A 20644-nucleotide genomic window follows, 5' to 3' on the forward strand; every position below is an offset into this window, starting at 1 on the left:
CCGGCCGACGAAAACGGATCAGAAAAGGTTTTCCTGATCCGAGAAAAGACTCATGACCGACTCACCGCGAGCAATACGCTGGATGGTTTCCGCAATCAGCGGGGCAACGGTAAGTTGGCGGATTTTCTGGCACTGACGCGCGCTGTCGGAAAGAGGGATCGTGTTTGTCACTACTACTTCATCCAGCGCAGTCCCCTTGCTGACCCGCTCAATCGCAGGGCCGGAGAAGATCGGGTGGGTACAGTAGGCGTAAACCTTGCGCGCCCCGCGCTCTTTTAGTACTTCAGCAGCTTTGACGAGGGTCCCGGCCGTGTCGATCATGTCGTCCATGATGACGCAATTGCGACCCTCGATTTCGCCGATGACGTGCATGACTTCGCTGACGTTGGCCTTGGGGCGGCGTTTGTCGATGATTGCCAGGTCGCAGCCCAGTTGCTTGGCCAGAGCGCGCGCACGGACCACGCCACCGACGTCCGGCGACACCACAATCAAATCTTCGTATCTTTTCAGGCGGAGATCGCCGAGCAAAACCGGCGATGCATAAATGTTGTCTACCGGAATGTCGAAGAACCCCTGGATCTGATCAGCATGCAGGTCCATGGTCAGAACCCTGGCAACACCGACGGCCTGCAGCATATTGGCGACAACTTTGGCCGTGATCGGAACCCGGGTTGACCGGGGCCGACGATCCTGCCGGGCATAGCCGAAATAGGGGATGACGGCACTGATCCGCTCCGCCGATGCCCGCTTGAGCGCATCGACCATGATCAGCAGTTCCATCAGGTTTTCATTGGTCGGGGCACAGGTCGACTGGACCACAAACACATCCCGTGCGCGCACGTTTTGCTTGATCTCTACCGTGACTTCACCATCGGAAAACCGACCGACATCGGCGGCCCCGAGCGTCGTTCCCAGGTGTTCCGCAACCTCCGCGGCTAGCCGGGGATTTGCGTTGCCGGTGAACAACATGAAGTCGGGGGTAGGGGGAGCGTTGTTAGGCTGCATCGGAGTGCCGGCGAACGTGAAGTGTGCCTGACCGTTCAAAGGTTTGGCAGGGGAGGAAGGACTCGAACCCTCGCATGCCGGAATCAAAATCCGGTGCCTTTACCAACTTGGCGACTCCCCTACACGGGTCGTGCGAAAAAATTATCGTACGACCGATCAATCGTCGCTGGAGGCCCACCCGGTAAGCGGATGAGAATCCAGACTGCTGCAGACTCGCATTGACCAGCCTTGCGGGGGGTCACCCACGCAATCAGCTAGCGCAACGGGAGCAAATACCGCGCTTCCCGATCCGGTCATTCTACCAGTTAGCCCATACTTTCTGAGCCACAAAGTGACTTCACGAACGGACGGACAAAGCCGCTCTGCGATCGGTTGCAAATCGTTGCAGCCAAAGCCAAACGGGTCTACAGCAAAGTCTTTGATTATAGCATGCCCGGTATCCCTTTTCAATTCGGGATGAAGGAATACATCTTTCGTCGGTATCCCCTGGGTGGGTTTGACCACGACGAAGCGCTGACGCGGGACGTGTATCGGTTGGATTTTCTCGCCGACCCCTTCCACCCAGGCGTTTGTCCCGCGCAAAAAGAACGGTATATCGGCCCCGAGCGGAAGCCCGAGCGCAATCAACTGCTTCAAGCTGAGGTTCAGGTCCCACAGACGATTAAGCGCCAAAAGGCAAGTGGCCGCATCGGAGGATCCGCCACCCATGCCAGCCTGTGCGGGAATTCGCTTGTTTACGGTAATCGTCGCACCTAAAGTGCAACCGGTGGCCGATTGCAGTACGCGTGCGGCTCTGACTGTCAAATCATCGACGGGTAACGCCCAGCCAAGGTCCTTGCGCTGGATTCGGCCGTCAGTCGTCCGTTCGATATGCAAGGTATCACACCAGTCGATGAGGACGAAAACTGACTGGAGAAGGTGGTATCCATCGGACCTGCGGCCCAGGATATGAAGAAAAAGATTGAGTTTGGCGGGTGCAGGGAGGTCGAAAAAGGCGTTCATCGTTTCTTCGGGCGTTGGGCCTGAGCTACGGTTGATCGACAAGGATTCTGATCTCGACGCCAGGGTGATGGGTGCTTCGAGCGATCAGCCGCCTGACAGGCGGTTCTTCGATTTCGATCAACCAACCCTCCAGGGCGGGAGTCTGCCCATTCAACCAAGCGAATACCTGATCAATCGGAAATGCCATCCCGAAGTGCGCGGCGAGCAGACCGTGCAACGACGGATATCCCGAGACAGAGCCTGGCGTTTCAACGCGGGCGGCGTCAGGGCTCCAGACCACGCGGGCAAGACTTGTACCGAGGCTGGTCGAAAGATGCAGGCTACCGGCCAGTTTTGATCCAGATAGCTCGAAGGAGGCGGAGAACCGGACCGGTTGGGCTTGCGGGTTGACGATGGAAATCCTGCCAAACCAGGATGCAGGTCCAGCGGAAATCGCATGATCTGTTTTTTCTGGTGCGACCGTGCACCCGAGAAGGATCCATGGCAGGGCAAGTACCCACGCCCACAGCAGGCGGTTTGCCGCGTGGCTGAAATGCATTTCAGTGCGGTTGTCGGGCTATCGGGTTGCCAAAACGCCGCAAGGTGCTCAGCAGTGTGTCATTGTCCGCATTCAATGCAAGACCCTTGCGCCAGGTTACCTTGGCCCGCTCACGGTCTCCCAGCGTCCAAAGGACTTCACCGAGGTGGGCCGCAATTTCCGCGTCTGGTTTGGCCTGGAATGCTCGCTCAAGGATTTGCCTTGCGACCTCGTGATTTCCCAGGCGAAATTCAACCCATCCAAGGCTGTCTTGAATGTAGGCGTCTTCTGGCGCGAGTTCTACCGCCTTGGCGATCAGCCCCCGGGCCTCTTCCAGGCGCACGTTTCGGTCGGCCAGCGAATAACCGAGCGCGTTGTACGCATGGGGACTGCTCGGTTGGATTTCCACAATACGACGCAGAAGTGATTCCATCCGGGTGAAGTCGCCCAGCTTTTCCGCGACCAGCGATTGCTCATAGAGGAGGTCAGTGTCCGCCGGAGCAGCGGCAGCAGCCAATTCGAGCACCGACATCGCCGCTGGGTACCGCTTCAACTCTCGCAGCAATTGCGCTTCCGCGATGAATCGGGACTTTTCATCGCCCGGATTCGAAGCCGGTACCGCGCGAATCACCGAGCGGGCCGCATCGATTTGTCCACTGCGGGCGAGCACGCCGGCTCGTCGAGCCTGGATTGTCAGCGAAACATTGTCAGGATCGATTCTCCGCAACCACTGTTCGGCTTCAATCAGGTTGCCCTGCCGTTCTGCAATCTGCGACAGGGCCGTCAGCGCGTGTTCCCGCTGCTGGCGGAGCCTGTTGTCCGTTACTGGTTCGGAAAGTGAGTTCAGGAAAGACTCCAAGGCTTGGCGGGCCTCGGCGAATCGGTGGAGCTGAATCAGAATTCCGCCCTGGGCCAGCAGAATGTCCTTTCGATCGGGACTGGATTCGAGCGCAGTCTGCAACTGTTCCAGGGCTTCGTCCGGACGATCCTGGGCGATCAGAGCTTGTGAGTAGGCCAGGCGAACATTGAAGTCGGAAGCGTGTTGCCGCTGGAGGTATCGCTTGACCAGCTTCTCCGCCAGAGGACGTTCAGGTCCTAGCATGTCCAAGGCCATGCGGACTGCCGGTTCGTACTGCGGATTGGCCGCTTGGGAGAGCTGAAGCGCTGCCAAGGCGCCGGCTTCGTCGGTGGCAAGCCAGCGTGCCCGGGAAATGACAGCCCATGCCCCAGCAACCAGCGTTGGGTCCGAGCGGCTGCGGCGTAAACCTGCTTCTACGGCGACCGCTACGGCCTTGCGGTCGGTGGCACGAGCATAGAGACCAGGGATGCGTTCAAGCGTTTGTAGCTTCTCTTTCGGAGCACTCAGGTCCAGGACTCGCTCCAGCACTTGAGCGGATTCGGGTACGCGATTCAATGCGATGAGGATCTCCAACTCATGCTGAGCGGCTTCGATTGACGTGGGATGCGCGCGCTGCCAGGCACGTGTGGCCTGAAGTGCGGCATCTCCGGCCCGGGCGCGAATCGCAATTTCGACCGCTCGCCTATAGAGCTCAGGCGCGTTGCTGCGTCGGGCTGCGTCCAGCAACAAGGAATATCCGGTTCCTGGGTCACTCTGGTGGACTGAGATCTCCGCCAGGACCAACTGATAGAAAGTACGGCCATCCAGAGCGGAATTGCCTGCGGTGGACGGAGGCGGTCCCCCAACATCCGTTGCGCTGCTATCCGCAGCGATCCCGACCTGGCCGGACAGGCATGCCAGAATCACCATCAGCCGGAGGGAAGACTTCATCGGCTGATAATAATTCAACTGGAAAGAAAAGACGCACCCATGCCGGAACTGCCCGAGGTCGAAGTGACCCGTATCGGAATCTCCGATCGGCTCTGCGGTCAATCGATCACGGACGTGGTTGTGCGAAAAAGCCTGCGCTGGCCACTCGGCGTCGAGGGGCGCGAACTACGCGGGCGCACCATCGCACGGGTCTTGCGCAGAGGGAAATACATCATTCTCGAACTGGACCAGGGCATCCTCCTGCTGCATCTTGGCATGTCGGGTCGACTCTTTCTTGCTGCATCGGATCAACCGTTTGGCCCGCACGATCACTTCGATCTGGTAACGTCGGCGGGTGTTTTGCGGCTTTGCGATCCTCGGCGCTTCGGCGCGGTGGTCTGGTCGGCGTCCCAGGGGGTTGACCCTGCGCGGAAATTGCTGAGCCACCTTGGTCCCGAGCCCCTGGACGAGAGTTTCGATCTGAAAGGCTTTCAGCGTGCGTTGAAGGCGCGTCGGTGCTCGGTGAAGACGGCCCTTCTGGGAGGCGAAATGGTGGTTGGTGTCGGCAATATTTACGCGTCAGAAGCGCTATTTCGGGCGCAAATCGGACCGACCACGCCATGCGCGGCCATTGGGCTTGTGCGATCACGGCGCCTGCACAGTGCCATTCGGGACGTGTTGCAGGCCGCCATTGATCGTGGGGGAAGCACCCTTCGCGACTACCAAGACGTCCACGGTCGTGCGGGCAACTACCAATCGGTGGCCATGGTGTACGGCCGTGCCGGGCAGACGTGCCATCGATGCGGCGGCACGGTGGCCAAGATTGTGCAAAACAACCGATCCACCTTTTTCTGCCCAGGATGTCAACATGTCTGAGCCTTCGAAAGGTGCCCAATCCGTTCCCGGGGAGTCTTTACGTGCCGAGCTCCCGTCCGGCCCGTCACTGAATACCGAAATCGAGGCTTTCGGGCATTGGCGGGCCGACCTTCTTGATCTGGTCTCCGCACTGCGTCGTTGGATAGAGGAGCAGGGTTTCTTGACTCCCTCTGTCTCCGATCGACTCGACCGGATCGACACGCAGGTTCGCGCCAACAAAGTCATGGTGGCATTCGTAGCGGAGTTTTCGCGAGGCAAATCGGAGCTTATCAACGCCATTTTCTTCGCCTCGTATGGTCGTCGCATCATGCCTGCAAGCGCAGGCCGAACGACGATGTGTCCGACAGAGCTGGGATACGACGACCAGCTTCCGCCATGCCTGCTATTGCTGCCAATCGAGACCAGGCTGGAGCCGCAGGCCTTGATGGAATGGCGGATGACGCCGGAAAAATGGATACGGATCGAGCTGGATGCCAATGACGGGGAGGGCTTGGCCACGGCAATGGCTAAGGTCTCCGAGGTCAGGAAAGTATCGCTTCAGGATGCCGCCGCGTTGGGCCTTTGGTCGACCGCCGAAGGCGGTGCCACCGCGCCCGTCGATGCGGACGGACTTGTTGAGGTGCCACGGTGGCGCCACGCGGTCATCAACATGGCGCACCCTCTTCTCAAGCAGGGCTTGGTGATCCTGGATACGCCGGGGTTGAACGCCATCGGCGCGGAACCGGAGCTGACCGTCAATCTGATCCCGCAGGCCCAGGCTGCCTTGTTCATCCTTTCGGCAGACGCCGGGGTGACCAAATCTGACCTGGATATCTGGCGCAATCACCTTGTGGTCCATGAGGGTGACCACAACAATCGTTTGGCGGTTCTGAACAAGATCGACGTACTGTGGGATGGCCTGAGCACGGTTCAGTCGGTGAGTGCACAGATTGAGCAACAGCGGGTGTCAACGGCCGCCACATTGGGCGTTTCGGTCGATCAGGTCATCCCGGTTTCCGCGCAGAAAGGGCTGTTGGCGAAGGTTCGTGGCGACAGCAAGCTGCTGGCAGCGAGTCGCCTCGGCGATCTGGAACAGGCTTTGGTGGAGCGTCTGGTACACCATCGCAAGGAGGTGATCACCAACGCGCTGGCGGCAAGTGCCCAAGATTTCGAAAAGGAAATTGCCCATCTGGTTATGACACGCAAGCGGGACCTCTCGGAACAAGCCCTCGAATTGAAAGGGCTCAAGGGCAAGAACAGCCTGGTTATCAAGCAATTGCGTGGGCGGATAGAACAGGAAGAGAAGGAGTTTGACGGTGCTCGGCAGCGGATGCTGGCGCTTCGATCAATTCACAACAAGAGCCAATCAAAGTTGGCCACCATTCTGGGAAGTGAAAGCCTCAAGAAGGACTTTGCGGCCATTCGGAGTGTTCTTACCGCCAGCCGCTTCAAGATTGGGCTCAGGACTGCATACGAGGATCTGTTTGACCGCCTTGAGGCGATCCAAGGTGAAGTTGCCGATCTTCAGGATGAAATGACGAAGATGCTGCACGGGACGTTCCGGCAGCTTAATTCCGAGTTTGGTTTCTCTCTGCAGATCGCTGAGGCGGTCGATCTCGGCAAATATCGCAATGAAGTACAGCTGGTCAGAACGGGATACCTCAAGTTCATAAGTCTCGGGAATTCTTTCGGCCTGATGCAGGAGAACGCTGCCGAAAAACTGCTTCGGGCCTTGTATTCGCGAATACGGTCCATTCATGACTCTGAACTGTCCGAACTGGAGGCCTGGAACCGCTTTGCGGCCAATGGGTTGGATACCCAATTGCGTGAAAAGCGGCGGAACTACGCGCGGCGCATTGAAGCGGTCGAGCGGATCGGTGATGCAGCGGACGGCCTGGGTTATCGTCTGGACGAAATTGGTGTTCAGGAAAGACTGCTGGACGAACTGGGTGCCAAGGCGGCGACACTTGCACGAACGGTTCATGCCACCGCTGCGGAAATGACAGCGCGCCACTAGCGCGATGACCTTTACCAGCTTCACTGAAAAGGTTGCCTCCTGGCAACGGAACCACGGTCGGCATGACCTTCCGTGGCAGGTGGACAGGACGCCTTACCGCGTCTGGGTCTCCGAGATCATGCTGCAGCAAACCCAGGTTGTGACGGTGCTGGCGTATTACGGACGCTTCCTTCAGCACTTTCCTGACGTTTTTACCCTTGCAAACGCGCCTGTTGAGGCGGTACTGAGCCTTTGGGCCGGCCTGGGCTATTACTCCCGGGCAAGAAACCTGCATCGATGCGCACGCGAATTGGTGTTGCGCCATGGAGGTCGGTTTCCGGCGACTGCGACCGAGCTCGCTGCCTTGCCGGGAATCGGAAAATCGACGGCGGCTGCCATTTCCGCGTTCTGCAATGGCGAGCGGGTTGCCATTTTGGATGCCAACGTGAAGAGGGTCCTGGTTCGTTACCACGCGGTGCACGGCGACATCCGGTCGGCGGCGACCGAGCGACAACTGTGGTCTCTAGCTGATCGATCCGTGTCATCGCTTGCTGATGTGCAGAGCCTGTCGCCGTACACCCAAGGTTTGATGGACCTGGGCGCGATGGTTTGTACGCCGCGCCGACCGCTGTGCCAGCAATGTCCACTTGCGGCCGAGTGCTGCGCCTTGGCGCAGGGGATTGTCGATCGCCTACCGGTGCGTGCGGCCGCGCGGGCCACTCGGACAGCCCGGGCGATGTGGTTGCTGCAGGGAGTCGACGCGGACGGGCGGGTGTTTCTGATCCGACGTGGAGACCAGCAGATCTGGGGTGGCCTCTATTGCCTTCCGGACTATTGCGACCGCGAGACGGCCGTGGCCGCCGGACAAGCGCTGGGCTGGGAGTTGCAAGCCGAGCTCGCCCCGGTTTCCCACACATTGACCCATCTGGACTTATCGATTCACCGCCTGGTCTATCGAAGCGATTCGAAGCGGGGTCGAAAAGGCGGCTTGCACGGCTACTGGGTCACACGCGAACAACTGCACACCTACGGCTTGCCCGCGCCGGTCAAGCGCATGTTGCAACTGCCGGTTGCAGCGAGTAGGGGTGGTGCCCAGATCGTGAAAAACGATAGCAATAAATGACCATATTGCGATGGGTACGGCCAAATTTCATGTCAAGAACAGCATCCTGGGCGGTGCGCCCCCTGGGGCAAGCCCTGCGATGGTTGCGCAGTGCTCAGTCCAGCTCCCGGTGGCGGCGAATGGCCGCCCAGCGATGCGATATCTGGCTGTGAACTTTTTCAACGACGTAGACGGAACGGTGTTGCCCGCCGGTGCATCCCACCGCGACGGTGACATAGCTGCGCTTGTTCTTCTGGAAGCGGGGAATCCACCGGTTCAACAGGGCGATGATCTCCTCGCTGAACAGGTCGGGTTCCACCATTTCGGCGAGAAACGACTGAACCGGGCCATCCCTTCCGGTGAGAGCCCGCAATGGCTCTTCATAAAACGGGTTGGGGAGTGCGCGTGCATCAAATACGAAGTCCGCATCCACCGGTATGCCCCGTTTGAAAGCGAACGATTCCAGAACGATGGTGATGGGCGATGACTGAGTTGTGGCCAGCCGGTTGACGAAATCGACGAGTTGAGTTGATCGGATGATGCTGGTGTCGATGACATGCGCCTCGTCGCGCAACGCCAGGAGCAGCTTGCGCTCCAGCTCGATTGCTTCGATCAATGCATGGCGCTCGGCGCCACCGTGAGTGGCCGAAAGCGGGTGCCTGCGCTTGCTTTCGGAGTAGCGGCGAACCAGCGTGTCGGTGGTTGCGTCCAGGAAAATCGAGCGGACGTTGATTCCTTTGGCGCGGAGAACTCGAATGCGATGGGAGACTTCTGGAAGGCTCTCTGCGCTGCGCGCGTCAATTGCAATGGCAAGCTGATGGCAGTTTCGGTAGTTCTTGACATCGACAAGGTCCGATAGCAACTCCGGCGGCAGATTGTCAACGCAGAAGAAGCCAATGTCTTCCAGTCCGCGCAGGGCGACCGATTTGCCGGAGCCGGACATTCCGGTGATGAGCACCAGTTCGTTGGCCGATCGATTGTCTGTTGAAATTTGGGACATGATTCTCAGGTCGACAACAGCTCCGAAGCGTGATTCAGCGATGCATTGGTTATCTGCTCGCCGGCGATCATGCGGGCAATTTCCCGCACCCTTTGCTCGCCGTCGACGTAGTCGATCTGGCTGACTACCGCGTTGTCGGTGGACACCTTACGGACGACGATGTGTCGGGCGCCTTTTGATGCGACTTGTGGCAGATGAGTGATGGCAAAAACCTGCCGGTCTGCGGCGAGTTGCTGTAGCAATCTGCCCACTCGCTCTGCAACTGCGCCACCGATCCCGGTATCAACTTCATCAAAAATCAATGTCCCGGCGACTCCCAGCTGACTGGTGCAGGCCGCGATTGCGAGAGCGATACGTGACAACTCACCGCCAGACGCAATTTTGCCCAGGGTCTGCATGTCCCCCTCTGGGTAAGGGGAAAGCAGGAACCGCACCTCCTCAAGACCGTTTTCACCCGGGGCATCCAGTGTCTTCAGTTCAATCTGAAAGCGCCCGCCCATCATGCCAAGACTGCGAATGCTGGTGGATACCGAACTCTCCAGACGCAGCGCAGCGGCCTTACGTACGGCAGAGACACGTTGCGCCTGCATATGCCAATCGGCAAAGGCGGCACGTTCGGCTCGGCCAAGGGCATCAAGATCCAATGCGGTGTCCAATGCCAGGCGTTGCTCTTTCAATTTCGCGTGAAATTCCGGCAACTGTTCCTGCGGCACCCGATGACGGCGGCTCAGGCTGATCCAGGCGGAAATGCGCTGGTCGAGCTGCTGGAGCGTCTCGGGCTCAAGGTCGCCCCGCTGTCCATAGGCTTGCAAGGTGCGGTTGACCTCGCCGATCACGGCAAGGCAGCCGTCCAACTCGCGGCTCAGCATCGCAAATTCCGGCTCGACGTCGGCTCGGGTTTGCAAGAGCTGTCGAGCGCGGGCGATCTGGGTCAGGGCACCGCTCGGCTCGCCGGTGAGCAGCGCGAGGGAGCGATGAGCTGTTTCCAGGAGGTCTTGGGCGCTGCTTTGTCGCTTGTGCTGTTGCTGCAGTTGATCCCACTCACCCACGGCGGGAGCCAAACGATCCAGTTCGGCAAGGTGCCATTCCAGTTGCGCGCTGTCGTCCCTCCTTTTGTCCTGTGAGGTTTGCGCCTCCACCAGGGCGCCGGCACGATCCCTCCAGCGTCGCCATGTGGCGGATAGCTCGCCAGTGTCCAGTTGGGCATACGAATCCAGGAGGCCACGGCAGGTTTCGGCGCGCTCCAGGCTTTGCCAGGAATGCTGCCCATAAATGTCGACCAGGACGTCCCCGATGCGCCGCAACTGGGATGCGGTTGCGGGAACGCCATTGATCCATGCCCTGCTGCGACCATTCCTGTCCATCGTTCGTCGCAACAACAGCTCCGTTTCATCCGCCGCAAACTCCAGCAGGCGTTCCTGGTGCAATGGCGAAAGTTCGAACAAAGCGCAGACGTCACAGCGTTCGGCCTCAGTGCGGATGGTGCTCGCATCGGCTCGCGTACCCATCACAAACTGCAGGGCGTCGATGAGCAGTGACTTCCCGGCCCCGGTCTCACCGGTCAGGACCGTGAAACCCGCAGAGAAGTCGATTTCGAGCTCCCTGACCAGCACGAAATCGCGAAGGGTGACAGACAGCAACGCCACGGTCAGGAGCCTCCTTCATTCCAATGCAGTTTGTTTCGCAAGGTGTCGAAGTAACTCCAGCCGCGCGGGTGCAGGAAGCGTGCCCGATGTACAGAGCGTCTTACGGTGACGCGGTCGCCATGTAGCAACGACGCGATGGTTTGGGTGTCGAAGCTCGCACTGGCATCACGGCCGGCCACAATTTCAATGGTGATCTCGGTGTCGTCAGACAGCACAATCGGTCGATTCGACAGCGTATGCGGCGCGATTGGCACCAGAACCCATCCCGGAATCGAGGGATGCAGTATCGGACCGCCAGCAGACAGAGAGTAGGCGGTTGATCCGGTGGGTGTCGATACGATCAGGCCGTCTGCCCGCTGATTCGCGACAAATCTTCCATCAACCTCAACGCGCAACTCCACCATGCCGGACGCTGCGCCGCGGTTGACGACAACCTCATTCATCGCCAGTGTGTCGAATACACAGCGCCCGTCGCGAATCACGCTGCCATGAATCAGCGATCGCGACTCCTCTTCGTAGAAGCCCCTGAGCATCGGTCGCAGAATTTCCTGGTAACGGTCGAACGGGATGTCGGTCATGAATCCGAGTCGACCCAGGTTGATGCCAATGAGTGGTACCCCGTGCGGCGCCAGTTGCCGGCCGATCCCGAGCATGGTCCCGTCGCCGCCGACAACCAGGCACAGATCACATTGCCGCCCTATCTGCTTCACGTCGATCGTGGTGAACTGGGCCAGACCCGTGCTGGAGGCGGTATCACGCTCAATGAAGACTTCACAACCTTCGCGCGAAAGAAACTGCGCAAGTTCTTCAACGACCTGCCGGACGATCAGCGCGTGGGCCGAAGAACCGGAGGATTGATACTTTCCGACCAGTCCGACAAGGTGAAACCTGCAATCCATTTGGAGATTAGATCATTAAAATCCGGCCATGCTGGACGAACGGGCCAAGTCCTTACTCAAGTCTCTCGTAGAGCGGTACATCGCTGACGGGCAGCCTGTCGGCTCCAGAACGCTGTCAAGAGCGTCCGGGCTGGAGCTTTCGCCAGCGACCATCCGCAATGTGATGGCCGATCTGGAGGATCTGGGTTTGATCGCCAGTCCTCACACCTCGGCCGGACGTATTCCGACAGCCAAAGGGTATCGGCTCTTTGTCGATACCATGCTGACTGTCCATAAGGAACTACTCGAAACGCCTGAGTTGGAACCAGATCAACCCCAACGGGTGATCGCCAACGCAGCGCATATGCTGTCAAATCTTTCCCACTTCGTCGGTGTGGTGCTTACGCCGCGGCGCTCATCGAAATTCCGGCATGTCGAATTTCTGAGGCTGTCAGAACGGAGAGTTTTGCTGATCATCGTTTCGCCGGAAGGTGATGTTCAGAACCGGGTGATCTTCACTGATGTCGACTATCTGCCGTCGCACCTGGTGGAAGCAAGCAACTATCTGAATCAGCACTTCGCCGGACTGGCGATCGAGCAGGTTCGCGAACGACTTGCCAAAGAGGCGGAAACTCTCCGTAGCGAGATCGGGCAATTGATGCGTGCCGCAGTACGGGTTGGCTCCGAAGTCATGCAACAAGGCCAGGATGAGATCATCATCTCGGGCGAACGAAACCTGTTGGCCGTCAGTGATTTCACGAGTGACATGAGCCATCTGAAGCGGGCTTTCGATCTGTTCGAACAAAAAGCCCAGTTGATACGCCTTCTGGATGGTTCGACCGAGGCACCGGGGGTTCGAATCTACATAGGGGGCGAAAGTCAGGTGGTGCCTGTCGAGGAGTTGTCCGTTGTGAGCGCCCCTTATGAGATAGATGGGCAGATCGTCGGCACCTTAGGAGTCATCGGGCCAACGCGGATGCCCTATGACCGGATGATCCAGATCGTAGACATTACCTCGAAGATGGTCAGCAACGCGCTCAGCCGTTCCAAATAGGGGTGCGTACAATCGCGGCCGAAAGGTCGAGGTTTTTTCAGGGGGCGTTAGCTCAGTTGGTCAGAGCAGAGGACTCATAATCCTTTGGTCGTTGGTTCAAGTCCAACACGCCCTACCAGTATTGGTCGACTTCAAGATGCTATAATTCCTTTCTGTTGCGGCTGTAGCTCAGTTGGATAGAGTACTTGGCTACGAACCAAGGGGTCGTGGGTTCGAATCCTGCCAGCCGCGCCAAATTTCGCTTTTGCCTCATGGCCCACTGCTTATTGCGGTGGGCCATTTTGCTTTTCAGGGGCGTGTAGTGTGAACAAGGCTTTCGTTCGAAACGATACCGAAGAGGATGACGATGCATTTGCCGCCGTTGGGCCCTTGAGCGTAGGGCGAAATTACATCTCTGTTCGAGGTTATCGCCGCCTTCATGCCGAGCTCAAGCTTCTTCTGGACGATGAGCGGCCGAAATTGGTCGAAACCATTCATTGGGCGGCCGGGAACGGAGACCGATCCGAAAACGGCGACTACCTGTACGGAAAAAAGCGGCTTCGAGAGATTGACCGTCGAATACGCTTTTTGACCAAGCGATTGCAAGCCGCCGAAGTCGTGGATCCGAGTGTCCATTTCGGTCGGGATCAGGTTTTTTTCGGCGCCCGGGTTTTGTATGAGGATGAAAGTGGTCACCGACGCAGCGTCACCCTTTTGGGGGTTGACGAATTTGATAGTCTCAGCGGCGAAATCAGCTGGATATCGCCCGTTGCGTCGGCATTGCTCAAGGCGCAAGTCGGCGATACCGTGCGAGTGTCGACTCCCGGCGGCCAGCAGACGCTAGAGATCATTGAAGTGCTTTATCCGACCCCGGAGCCCTAAGCTGCCGGCGGCATGATTCGAATGGCGCGTACGACCGATGGTGTCCTGCGGACACTACGCAGGACCGCCTCCAGTTGTGCCAGATCGTGGACGGCGACAATGAAGCGGAGATCGGTTGTCGCCTGCGCCGATTCGTCCCCCATGTCGAGGTGGGTGATGTCGGCTTCCGCCGAGGCTATTGCGGCTGCGACCCTTGCGAGCACCCCTTTCCCGTTGCTCAGTGTGATGCGGATACCGGCCTCAAAGGTCCGTTTGGGTTCGTCTGCCCATTCCACGGACAGAAACCGCTCGCTGTCTCTTTGCTTTTGGCGGAGGGCCACCGGGCATTCTGCCCTGTGAACGGAAAGTCCCTCGCCTCGACCCATGTAGCCGACAATCGCATCTCCAGGAACAGGGCGGCAACACACCTCGTATTTGACCGACGCGTTTTCGGTTCCGTCCAGGATCACTGCGCCTTGGGATACCTTTTCATGTGCGGTGAAGCGTTCGGTCGAAAGCAGCACCGTATTGGGTCGAATACCGCTCTCCGACATCAGAGAAAGAAACTTTCTCGCCACCATGATCGCGACACGTTTGCCCAGGCCAATATCTGTCAGCAATTCGGCTTGGTCGCGATTCCCGGTGAATCGTAGCAGTCGTTCCCACAGATCGTGGGTGTCCGATGATGGTGCTGGCAAACCATCGATGCCTTCCGCCCGGAGCGCCTGGGTCAGCAAAATTTCGCCGAGTTGCTCAGATTCAACTTGGGCAAGACTCTTGAGGTGGTGGCGGATCTTCGAGCGAGCCCGCCCCGTTTTGACAAAGCTCAGCCATGCGGGGTTTGGAGTCGACACCGCGGTCGTAATGATTTCGACGACGTCACCGTTCTTGAGTTCTGTTCGCAGGGGAACGGGCTCGCCATTGATCTTGGCTGACGAAGTCCGGTCGCCCACGTTACTGTGAATGGCGTAGGCAAAGTCAACCACGGTCGCGCCGCGTGGCAACGCCATGATCTGACTCTTGGGCGTGAAAACGTAAACCGCATCGGGAAACAGGTCAACTTTGACGTGGTCCCAGAACTCCGCAGCATCCCGTGTCTCATTTTGTATGTCCAGCAGGGATTGAAGCCATTGTGAGCCCAGGCGATCATTGTTTGGACCGGAATGGCCAGGATGGGACTTGTAGAGCCAATGGGCGGCTACCCCCGACTCGGCGACCAGGTGCATGGGCTCGGTTCGAATCTGGAATTCAATATTGATCCCGGACGGCCCAGCCACCGTTGTGTGAAGCGACTGATAGCCATTGACTTTCGGAATGGCGATGTAGTCTTTGAATTTCCCCGGAACGGGTTTGTACATCTGGTGCAGTATTCCCAGCGCCGTGTAGCAATCGATAACTTCCGGAACAACAAGTCGGATGCCGTAAATGTCGGTTACCTGGGCAAAAGTCAGGTGCTTGTCTGCCATCTTCCGGTAGATGGAATACAGGGTTTTTTCCCGTCCGGATACACGCACGCCCATTTTGGAACGTCCAAATGAGGCATCCACATCACTCTTTACCCTTTGAATCAGGTCGCGTCTGCGATTGCGGGAGCGCACGACAGCCTTGAACAAAACGCGGTAGCGCCAAGGCCAAAGGTGCTTGAAGGCAAGGTCCTGGAGTTCGCGATAGGTCTGGTTCAGGCCAAGGCGGTGCGCAATCGGGGCGAAGATCTCGATCGTTTCTTTGGATATGCGGGCCCACTTCGGGCGCGGCATGCTGTCCATGGTCCGCATGTTGTGAGTGCGATCGGCCAGTTTGATAAGAATCACCCGAACGTCTCGCGCCATGGCCAGGAGCATCTTTCGAAAGGACTCGGCCTGGTTCTCCTCACGGGTGTCAAACTGCAACTTGTCAAGTTTGGTGAGGCCATCCACCAGATCGGCAATTGCGGCGCCGAATCGGTCGATCAGGTCGGTCTTGGTGACGCCGCAGTCCTCCATCGCATCGTGCAGCAATGCGGCAGCCAAGGCCTGGGCATCCAGTCGCCAGTCGGTACATTGGACCGCTACCGCGATAGGGTGGGTGATGTAGGGCTCGCCGCTGCTTCGCATCTGGCCCAGATGGGCCTCATCTGCGAACCGGTAGGCTCTCCGGACGAGCTCTACATCATCGGGGCCCAGGTAGTCGAGTCGAGCGACAAGGCCTGCAAAACTGGCCGCTGCAGCCATGGCCGCGTCGGCCTTTGTTTCGGGCAGAGCGACCTGTAATGTCCCCATGGCACCGGTGGCCGGAGATGAGCGGTTCGGGAGTTCGCCAACAGTCATGGCCCAACTGTAGCGCCTGTCGGGCAAAAAAGTCATAGGCCCAAAAGAAAGAAGCACCGTTTCGGTGCTTCTTCGACCGCGTATGTCAACGCGAGGGCTTCAAGGCACTTTCTTGAGCATTTCCAGACCAACTTTGCCGGCAGCGATTTCGCGGAGCGCCGTGACGCCCGGCTTGTTGCGGCTCTCAATCCGGGGGGCATGTCCCTGGCTCAGCATGCGGGCCCGGTAGGTGGCGGCGAGGACCAGCTGGAAGCGATTGGGAATTTGTTGCAGGCAGTCTTCAACGGTAATGCGGGCCATAGTTATCGCTTCAGGTTGTCACGGAGGGCAGAAGACTTCAGAGGATTCCAAGAGCCTTGAAAGTTTCAGGGCGCGCGTTCACCTGTGTTTGATAGCGCAAACGCTGCGCATGGACGATAGCCTTGAGGTCGAAGAGCGCCCGTTCAAAAAGTTCGTTGATTATAACGAAGTCGAAGTGGTGAGCCTGCGCCAGCTCCTCCGCCGCATTGCGCAGGCGCATTTCGATGATCTCTGGAGCGTCCTCTCCCCGTCGCTCAAGCCGTGATCTCAACTCGTCCCAGCTCGGGGGAAGAATGAAGATGAGTACCGCATTGCTGAAGAGTCGCTTGATTTGTAAGCCGCCCTGGTAGTCGATCTCCAAGATCACATCGGCGCCGGAAGCGATGCGGTCTTCCACCGCTTTCCGTGACGTTCCATATTGCTTGCCATGCACATGAGCCCATTCGAGGAACCCGTCCGCCCCAATCATGGCGTCGAATTCGCCTTTGGACACAAAAAAGTACTCTCGTCCATGCTTCTCCTGGCCCCGGGGAGCCCTGGTCGTGTGGGAGACCGAGGGCATGACACGCGAATCGAGCTCAAGCAATGCCTTGACGAGGCTGGACTTTCCGGCGCCGCTGGGGGCGGCTACGACAAACAGGTTGCCAGGATAGGCGGTTTGCGGGTGAAGAGGCGGTCGGTCGGTGGAGTTCATTCGATGTTCTGTACTTGTTCACGCATCTGTTCGATCAGAACCTTCATTTCGACCGAAATTCGCGTCAGTTCCAGCGATCCGGACTTGGAGCCCAGTGTGTTGGCTTCCCGATGGAGCTCTTGAATCACAAAATCCAGCCGCTTGCCGATCGCACCCCCCTCTTTCACCAGCTTTTCGATGTCTTGAAGATGGGCTGTGAGGCGGTCGATTTCTTCCGCAATATCGATACGAATCGCATAGGCCGTGGCTTCGAGCAGGGCACGTTCCATGGAGGCATTGGAGCTACCAGATGCCGCGTTGTCGCCGGTTGCCGCCGACATGGCATCGTTCCAGCGCTGAAGAAAGCGCGTGCGCTGCAAGTCGACCAACTGGGGCACCAGCGGCTTGGCCTTTTCGACGAGTTGGTGCAGGTCGGCGACGCGTTCGATGACCATGCGGGCCAGCTTTTCGCCCTCGGCAGCGCGGGTTCCCTGGAAACGGTCGATCAGTTGCCGCGCCACAGGAAGCAGCCAGGAGGCAGCGTCGCTCGCGGGCTGCTTCGTGGCCGCAGAAAATCTCAGGATGTCGGCCATGCCGACTGGCTGGGCATCGGGAATCCAGGCCCGAACCGTGTCCTGCAGGGCGGCCAAGCGCTGGAGCACCCGGGGACTGGGTTCGGCGGGCAACTCCGCCCCGAGTGCTTCCGCCGCAATACGCAATTCCACTTTGCCCCGACGGAGTTTTTCGGCCAATAAACCGCGCAACTCCGGCTCCAGTTGGCGCAACTCGTCGGGGAGCCGGAAGTTCAAGTCCAGGAAGCGGCTGTTGACCGAGCGGATTTCGAGCCCGAACCGCGTCGCTGGACGACCAGCGCGAGAGTCCTCGCCCGGCCCCGTCTCCGCGTCTTGGCCTTGCACAGAGGCATAACCGGTCATGCTGTAAACTGGCATGGAGTCCTTTGGAGGTGGGGGAGGGGAGAGCTATCCACCGTTCCCGATGGCGCCCACTGTCTGCGGGATGCATTCAATCCAGCCCAAATTATGTCAAAGGTCAAACCAGCTCCCCTGCCGCCGGATACGGTCATCGGTGGATACCGCATCGTCAGGAAGCTGGCGGCGGGCGGCTTTGGGGTTGTTTACCTGGCCGTAGATAACGACGGACAGCAGGTCGCGATCAAGGAATACCTGCCCTCTTCCCTGGCGACGCGGGGGGCGGGTGAACTGATGCCGGTCATTCAACCGGAAAAGCTCTCGCTGTACCGGCTTGGCCTCAAGAGCTTCTTTGAAGAGGGTCGATCGCTTGCGCAGATATCCCACCCTTCGGTGGTCAGTGTTCTCAATTTCTTTCGGGAGAACGAGACGGTCTACATGGTGATGAACTACCTGGAAGGCGCCTCCCTTCAGGACTACATCATCACGGCACGAGATCTCAAGAAGGAGAAGGTATTCCGTGAGTCCACGATCCGGTCTCTTTATGACGAAATCCTGCGCGGACTGCGGATCGTGCATCAGCACAAGATGCTGCACCTGGACATCAAGCCAGCGAACATTTTCATCACGGACGACAACCGGGCGGTCATGATCGACTTTGGCGCAGCGCGAGAGGTGCTGAGCAAGGAAGGCAATTTCATCCGTCCGATGTACACCCCGGGATTTGCTGCGCCGGAGATGTACCGGCGCGATGCGTCCATGGGCCCCTGGACCGATATCTACGCGATCGGCGCTTGCATGTACGCGTGCATGCAGGGCTTTCCGCCCAACGACGCACCGCAGCGCCTGGAAAAGGACCGGTTGTCCCTCTCTTTGGCACGCCTGCGGGCCGTCTATTCGGACAACCTGATCGAGGTGGTGGAGTGGTGCATGTCGCTGGATCCGTTGTCACGTCCCCAGTCGGTATTTGCCCTGCAGAAAGAACTCAGCCGAGAAAGCGAGCGGCGGTACACGAAGCTTTCGGTCGGTGAGAAGGTCCGGCTGCAGTTTGACAATATTCTCTCGGATACCCGCGGCACAGCCCGCAAGGCCCCGGGTCCGGGAGTGAAAGCCAAATGAAATTCTCCGTTTTCCAGGTCAGCCGAAAGGGTGGACGAGAGAAGAACGAAGACCGCATGGGCTATTGCTACACGCGGGAGGCGGGCCTTTTCGTCCTTGCCGATGGCATGGGCGGTCACCCGGATGGTGAGGTGGCGGCACAGCTGGCGCTGCAGATTCTCTCGGCGCGATTTCAGCGCGAAGCCCAGCCCGTTGTCGGCGATGCCGAGAACTTTCTGCGCAACAGTCTGATGGCCGCGCATCACCAGATCATTCGGTATGCCGGTGAGCGCGCCATGCTGGATACGCCACGGACCACCCTCGTTGCGGTCTTGCTGCAAAACGGCGTGGCGCATTGGATTCATTGCGGAGACTCCCGGCTGTACCTTGTGCGCGACGGTTTGCTCTACAAGCGCACTCGCGATCACTCTTACGCCGAACACCAGCAGCCGGGGCTGAACGCCGTCAATCGCAATGTCCTTTTCACCTGCCTGGGATCGCCAACCCGACCCGTGGTGGATTTCAGCGGCCCCGTGACCTTGCAAAACGGCGACAAACTGCTGTTGTGTTCCGACGGTCTGTGGGGCGTGGTCGACGATTCGGAGATCGTCAAGCAGCTGAGTGCCTATCCGGTCTCATCGGCCGTGCCCGAGCTGGTCGAAAGTGCACTTCGTACTGCCGGTCCGCGCAGCGACAACGTGACCGTTCTGGCGATGGAATGGGAAACCCCGGATGTTTTCGAATCCACCCGCGGCATCTCGACCGACAGCATCAGTGACGGTGTTTTTGCCTCGACCATTCAGTCGGGTGTGCCGGACCCGTTGCATGACGACCTGGACGAAGAGTCCATTGAGCGCTCCATTGCCGAAATCAACGAGGCCATCCGTCGCTCCGCCGCCCGGCGGGGATGATCGTCTGCCGACTCTTAACTGGGATATCCGATGACCGACTTTGTCCGCTCCGGCGGTCGTGCGCCCGATCAACTGCGACCTGTGCGATTGACTCGGGGCTTTACCATTCATGCCGAGGGCTCGGTTCTGGTCGAGTTCGGCGATACCCGGGTGCTCTGCACCGCATCGGTCGAAGACAAGGTGCCACCGCACAAACGCGGCAGTGGCGAGGGCTGGGTCACGGCGGAATACGGCATGCTCCCCCGCGCCACCCACACCCGGGGGGACCGCGAGGCTGCCCGTGGCAAACAAAGCGGTCGGACCCAGGAGATCCAGCGGCTGATCGGTCGATCGATGCGTGCGGTGTTTGACCTCAAAGCGCTGGGCGAACGGACCATTCATCTGGACTGCGACGTCCTTCAGGCCGACGGGGGCACTCGTACCGCCAGCATCACCGGTGCGTTTGTCGCCGCACAGGACGCCGTCAATTGGCTGCTGGTACAGGGCAAACTGACCCGGTCACCGATCACCGATCATGTGGCTGCCATTTCGGTCGGCATTCTTGAAGGGGTCCCGCTGCTGGACTTGCAATACACCGAAGATGTTGCCTGTGACACCGATATGAACGTCGTCATGACGGGCGCGGGCAGCTATGTCGAAGTGCAAGGGACGGCCGAAGGGGTGCCTTTCTCGCGCCTGGAAATGGACCGATTGTTGGCACTGGCTGAAAAAGGTATTGCGGAACTCGTTATTTTGCAAAAGGAATCACTACTGAAATAGTAGCA

At 58.9% G+C, this 20644-nt stretch carries 19 protein-coding genes and 3 tRNA genes; 10 read left to right on the top strand and 12 right to left on the bottom strand.

Annotated elements, in window-relative coordinates:
- Positions 1-18: 18 nt before the first annotated feature.
- The 5 genes from AC2EBU_RS11710 to AC2EBU_RS11730 all read right to left on the bottom strand — a co-directional run bounded on the left by AC2EBU_RS11710 (position 19) and on the right by AC2EBU_RS11730 (position 4313).
- Entirely contained in the window at positions 19-1005 is a 987-nt protein-coding gene (locus AC2EBU_RS11710; RefSeq protein WP_484610910.1) for a ribose-phosphate pyrophosphokinase, read from the bottom strand.
- A 44-nt stretch (positions 1006-1049) separates the two neighbouring features.
- Positions 1050-1126: transfer RNA gene (locus AC2EBU_RS11715), tRNA-Gln, on the bottom strand.
- A 35-nt stretch (positions 1127-1161) separates the two neighbouring features.
- Entirely contained in the window at positions 1162-2007 is an 846-nt protein-coding gene (ispE, locus tag AC2EBU_RS11720) for a 4-(cytidine 5'-diphospho)-2-C-methyl-D-erythritol kinase (protein WP_484610615.1), read from the bottom strand.
- Between the two features lie 25 nt (positions 2008-2032).
- On the bottom strand, positions 2033-2545 hold the full coding sequence (locus AC2EBU_RS11725; protein WP_484610616.1) for a lipoprotein insertase outer membrane protein LolB: 513 nt from the start codon (positions 2543-2545) through the stop codon (positions 2033-2035).
- A 1-nt stretch (position 2546) separates the two neighbouring features.
- Positions 2547-4313 (bottom strand): tetratricopeptide repeat protein, encoded by a 1767-nt coding sequence (locus AC2EBU_RS11730; protein WP_484610617.1) that lies wholly within the window; start codon positions 4311-4313, stop codon positions 2547-2549.
- A gap of 39 nt (positions 4314-4352) precedes the next feature.
- On the opposite strand from AC2EBU_RS11730, the gene mutM reads away from it, so the two are divergent.
- The 3 genes from mutM to mutY are packed head-to-tail and all read left to right on the top strand — an operon-like array spanning position 4353 to position 8266.
- A complete protein-coding gene (mutM, locus tag AC2EBU_RS11735) occupies positions 4353-5168 on the top strand; it encodes a bifunctional DNA-formamidopyrimidine glycosylase/DNA-(apurinic or apyrimidinic site) lyase (RefSeq protein WP_484610618.1) in 816 nt (271 codons plus the stop codon).
- Entirely contained in the window at positions 5161-7164 is a 2004-nt protein-coding gene (locus AC2EBU_RS11740; RefSeq protein WP_484610619.1) for a dynamin family protein, read from the top strand. The genes mutM and AC2EBU_RS11740 overlap by 8 nt, the downstream gene beginning before the upstream one ends.
- A gap of 4 nt (positions 7165-7168) precedes the next feature.
- Positions 7169-8266 carry an A/G-specific adenine glycosylase gene (gene mutY / locus AC2EBU_RS11745; RefSeq protein WP_484610620.1) on the top strand — a complete coding sequence of 366 codons (1098 nt, stop codon included), beginning with the start codon at positions 7169-7171 and terminating at the stop codon, positions 8264-8266.
- A 94-nt stretch (positions 8267-8360) separates the two neighbouring features.
- Here mutY and rapZ read toward each other — a convergent pair whose 3' ends face one another.
- The 3 genes from rapZ to AC2EBU_RS11760 are packed head-to-tail and all read right to left on the bottom strand — an operon-like array spanning position 8361 to position 11790.
- A complete protein-coding gene (rapZ, locus tag AC2EBU_RS11750; RefSeq protein ID WP_484610621.1) occupies positions 8361-9245 on the bottom strand; it encodes an RNase adapter RapZ in 885 nt (294 codons plus the stop codon).
- Positions 9246-9250: 5 nt separating this feature from the next.
- The gene (recN, locus tag AC2EBU_RS11755; RefSeq protein ID WP_484610622.1) at positions 9251-10891 is read right to left on the bottom strand and encodes a DNA repair protein RecN; all 1641 of its coding nucleotides are present in this window, start codon (positions 10889-10891) and stop codon (positions 9251-9253) included.
- Positions 10892-10893: 2 nt separating this feature from the next.
- The gene (locus AC2EBU_RS11760; protein WP_484610623.1) at positions 10894-11790 is read right to left on the bottom strand and encodes an NAD kinase; all 897 of its coding nucleotides are present in this window, start codon (positions 11788-11790) and stop codon (positions 10894-10896) included.
- 28 nt (positions 11791-11818) lie between these two features.
- Here AC2EBU_RS11760 and hrcA point away from each other — a divergent pair, with 28 nt between their 5' ends.
- From hrcA to greB, 4 genes are all read left to right on the top strand, one after another.
- The gene (gene hrcA, locus AC2EBU_RS11765; RefSeq protein ID WP_484610624.1) at positions 11819-12823 is read left to right on the top strand and encodes a heat-inducible transcriptional repressor HrcA; all 1005 of its coding nucleotides are present in this window, start codon (positions 11819-11821) and stop codon (positions 12821-12823) included.
- Between the two features lie 41 nt (positions 12824-12864).
- Positions 12865-12941 (top strand) — tRNA-Ile (locus AC2EBU_RS11770).
- Between the two features lie 39 nt (positions 12942-12980).
- Positions 12981-13057, top strand: a tRNA-Arg gene (locus AC2EBU_RS11775).
- 69 nt (positions 13058-13126) lie between these two features.
- The gene (greB, locus tag AC2EBU_RS11780; RefSeq protein ID WP_484610625.1) at positions 13127-13684 is read left to right on the top strand and encodes a transcription elongation factor GreB; all 558 of its coding nucleotides are present in this window, start codon (positions 13127-13129) and stop codon (positions 13682-13684) included.
- Here greB and AC2EBU_RS11785 read toward each other — a convergent pair.
- From AC2EBU_RS11785 to AC2EBU_RS11800, 4 genes are all read right to left on the bottom strand, one after another.
- Positions 13681-15921 (bottom strand): RelA/SpoT family protein, encoded by a 2241-nt coding sequence (locus tag AC2EBU_RS11785; RefSeq protein ID WP_484610911.1) that lies wholly within the window; start codon positions 15919-15921, stop codon positions 13681-13683. The genes greB and AC2EBU_RS11785 overlap by 4 nt on opposite strands.
- A gap of 147 nt (positions 15922-16068) precedes the next feature.
- Positions 16069-16269 (bottom strand): DNA-directed RNA polymerase subunit omega, encoded by a 201-nt coding sequence (rpoZ, locus tag AC2EBU_RS11790; RefSeq protein ID WP_484610626.1) that lies wholly within the window; start codon positions 16267-16269, stop codon positions 16069-16071.
- Positions 16270-16306: 37 nt separating this feature from the next.
- Positions 16307-16963, bottom strand: coding sequence for a guanylate kinase (gene gmk / locus AC2EBU_RS11795; RefSeq protein ID WP_484610627.1), 657 nt, complete (start codon positions 16961-16963; stop codon positions 16307-16309).
- The gene (locus AC2EBU_RS11800) at positions 16960-17892 is read right to left on the bottom strand and encodes a YicC/YloC family endoribonuclease (protein ID WP_484610628.1); all 933 of its coding nucleotides are present in this window, start codon (positions 17890-17892) and stop codon (positions 16960-16962) included. The genes gmk and AC2EBU_RS11800 overlap by 4 nt, the downstream gene beginning before the upstream one ends.
- A 90-nt stretch (positions 17893-17982) precedes the next feature.
- Between AC2EBU_RS11800 and AC2EBU_RS11805 the strand changes: the two genes are divergently transcribed.
- From AC2EBU_RS11805 to rph, 3 genes are read left to right on the top strand one after another with little or no spacing between them, the layout of a single operon-like run.
- Positions 17983-18990: a serine/threonine protein kinase gene (locus tag AC2EBU_RS11805; RefSeq protein WP_484610629.1), complete on the top strand. Its 1008-nt coding sequence runs from the start codon at positions 17983-17985 to the stop codon at positions 18988-18990.
- A complete protein-coding gene (locus AC2EBU_RS11810; RefSeq protein WP_484610630.1) occupies positions 18987-19880 on the top strand; it encodes a PP2C family protein-serine/threonine phosphatase in 894 nt (297 codons plus the stop codon). The genes AC2EBU_RS11805 and AC2EBU_RS11810 overlap by 4 nt, the downstream gene beginning before the upstream one ends.
- 30 nt (positions 19881-19910) lie before the next feature.
- Entirely contained in the window at positions 19911-20639 is a 729-nt protein-coding gene (gene rph, locus AC2EBU_RS11815) for a ribonuclease PH (RefSeq protein WP_484610631.1), read from the top strand.
- Positions 20640-20644 lie beyond the last annotated feature (5 nt).

The sequence above is a fragment of the Curvibacter sp. T50 genome (assembly GCF_057219955.1).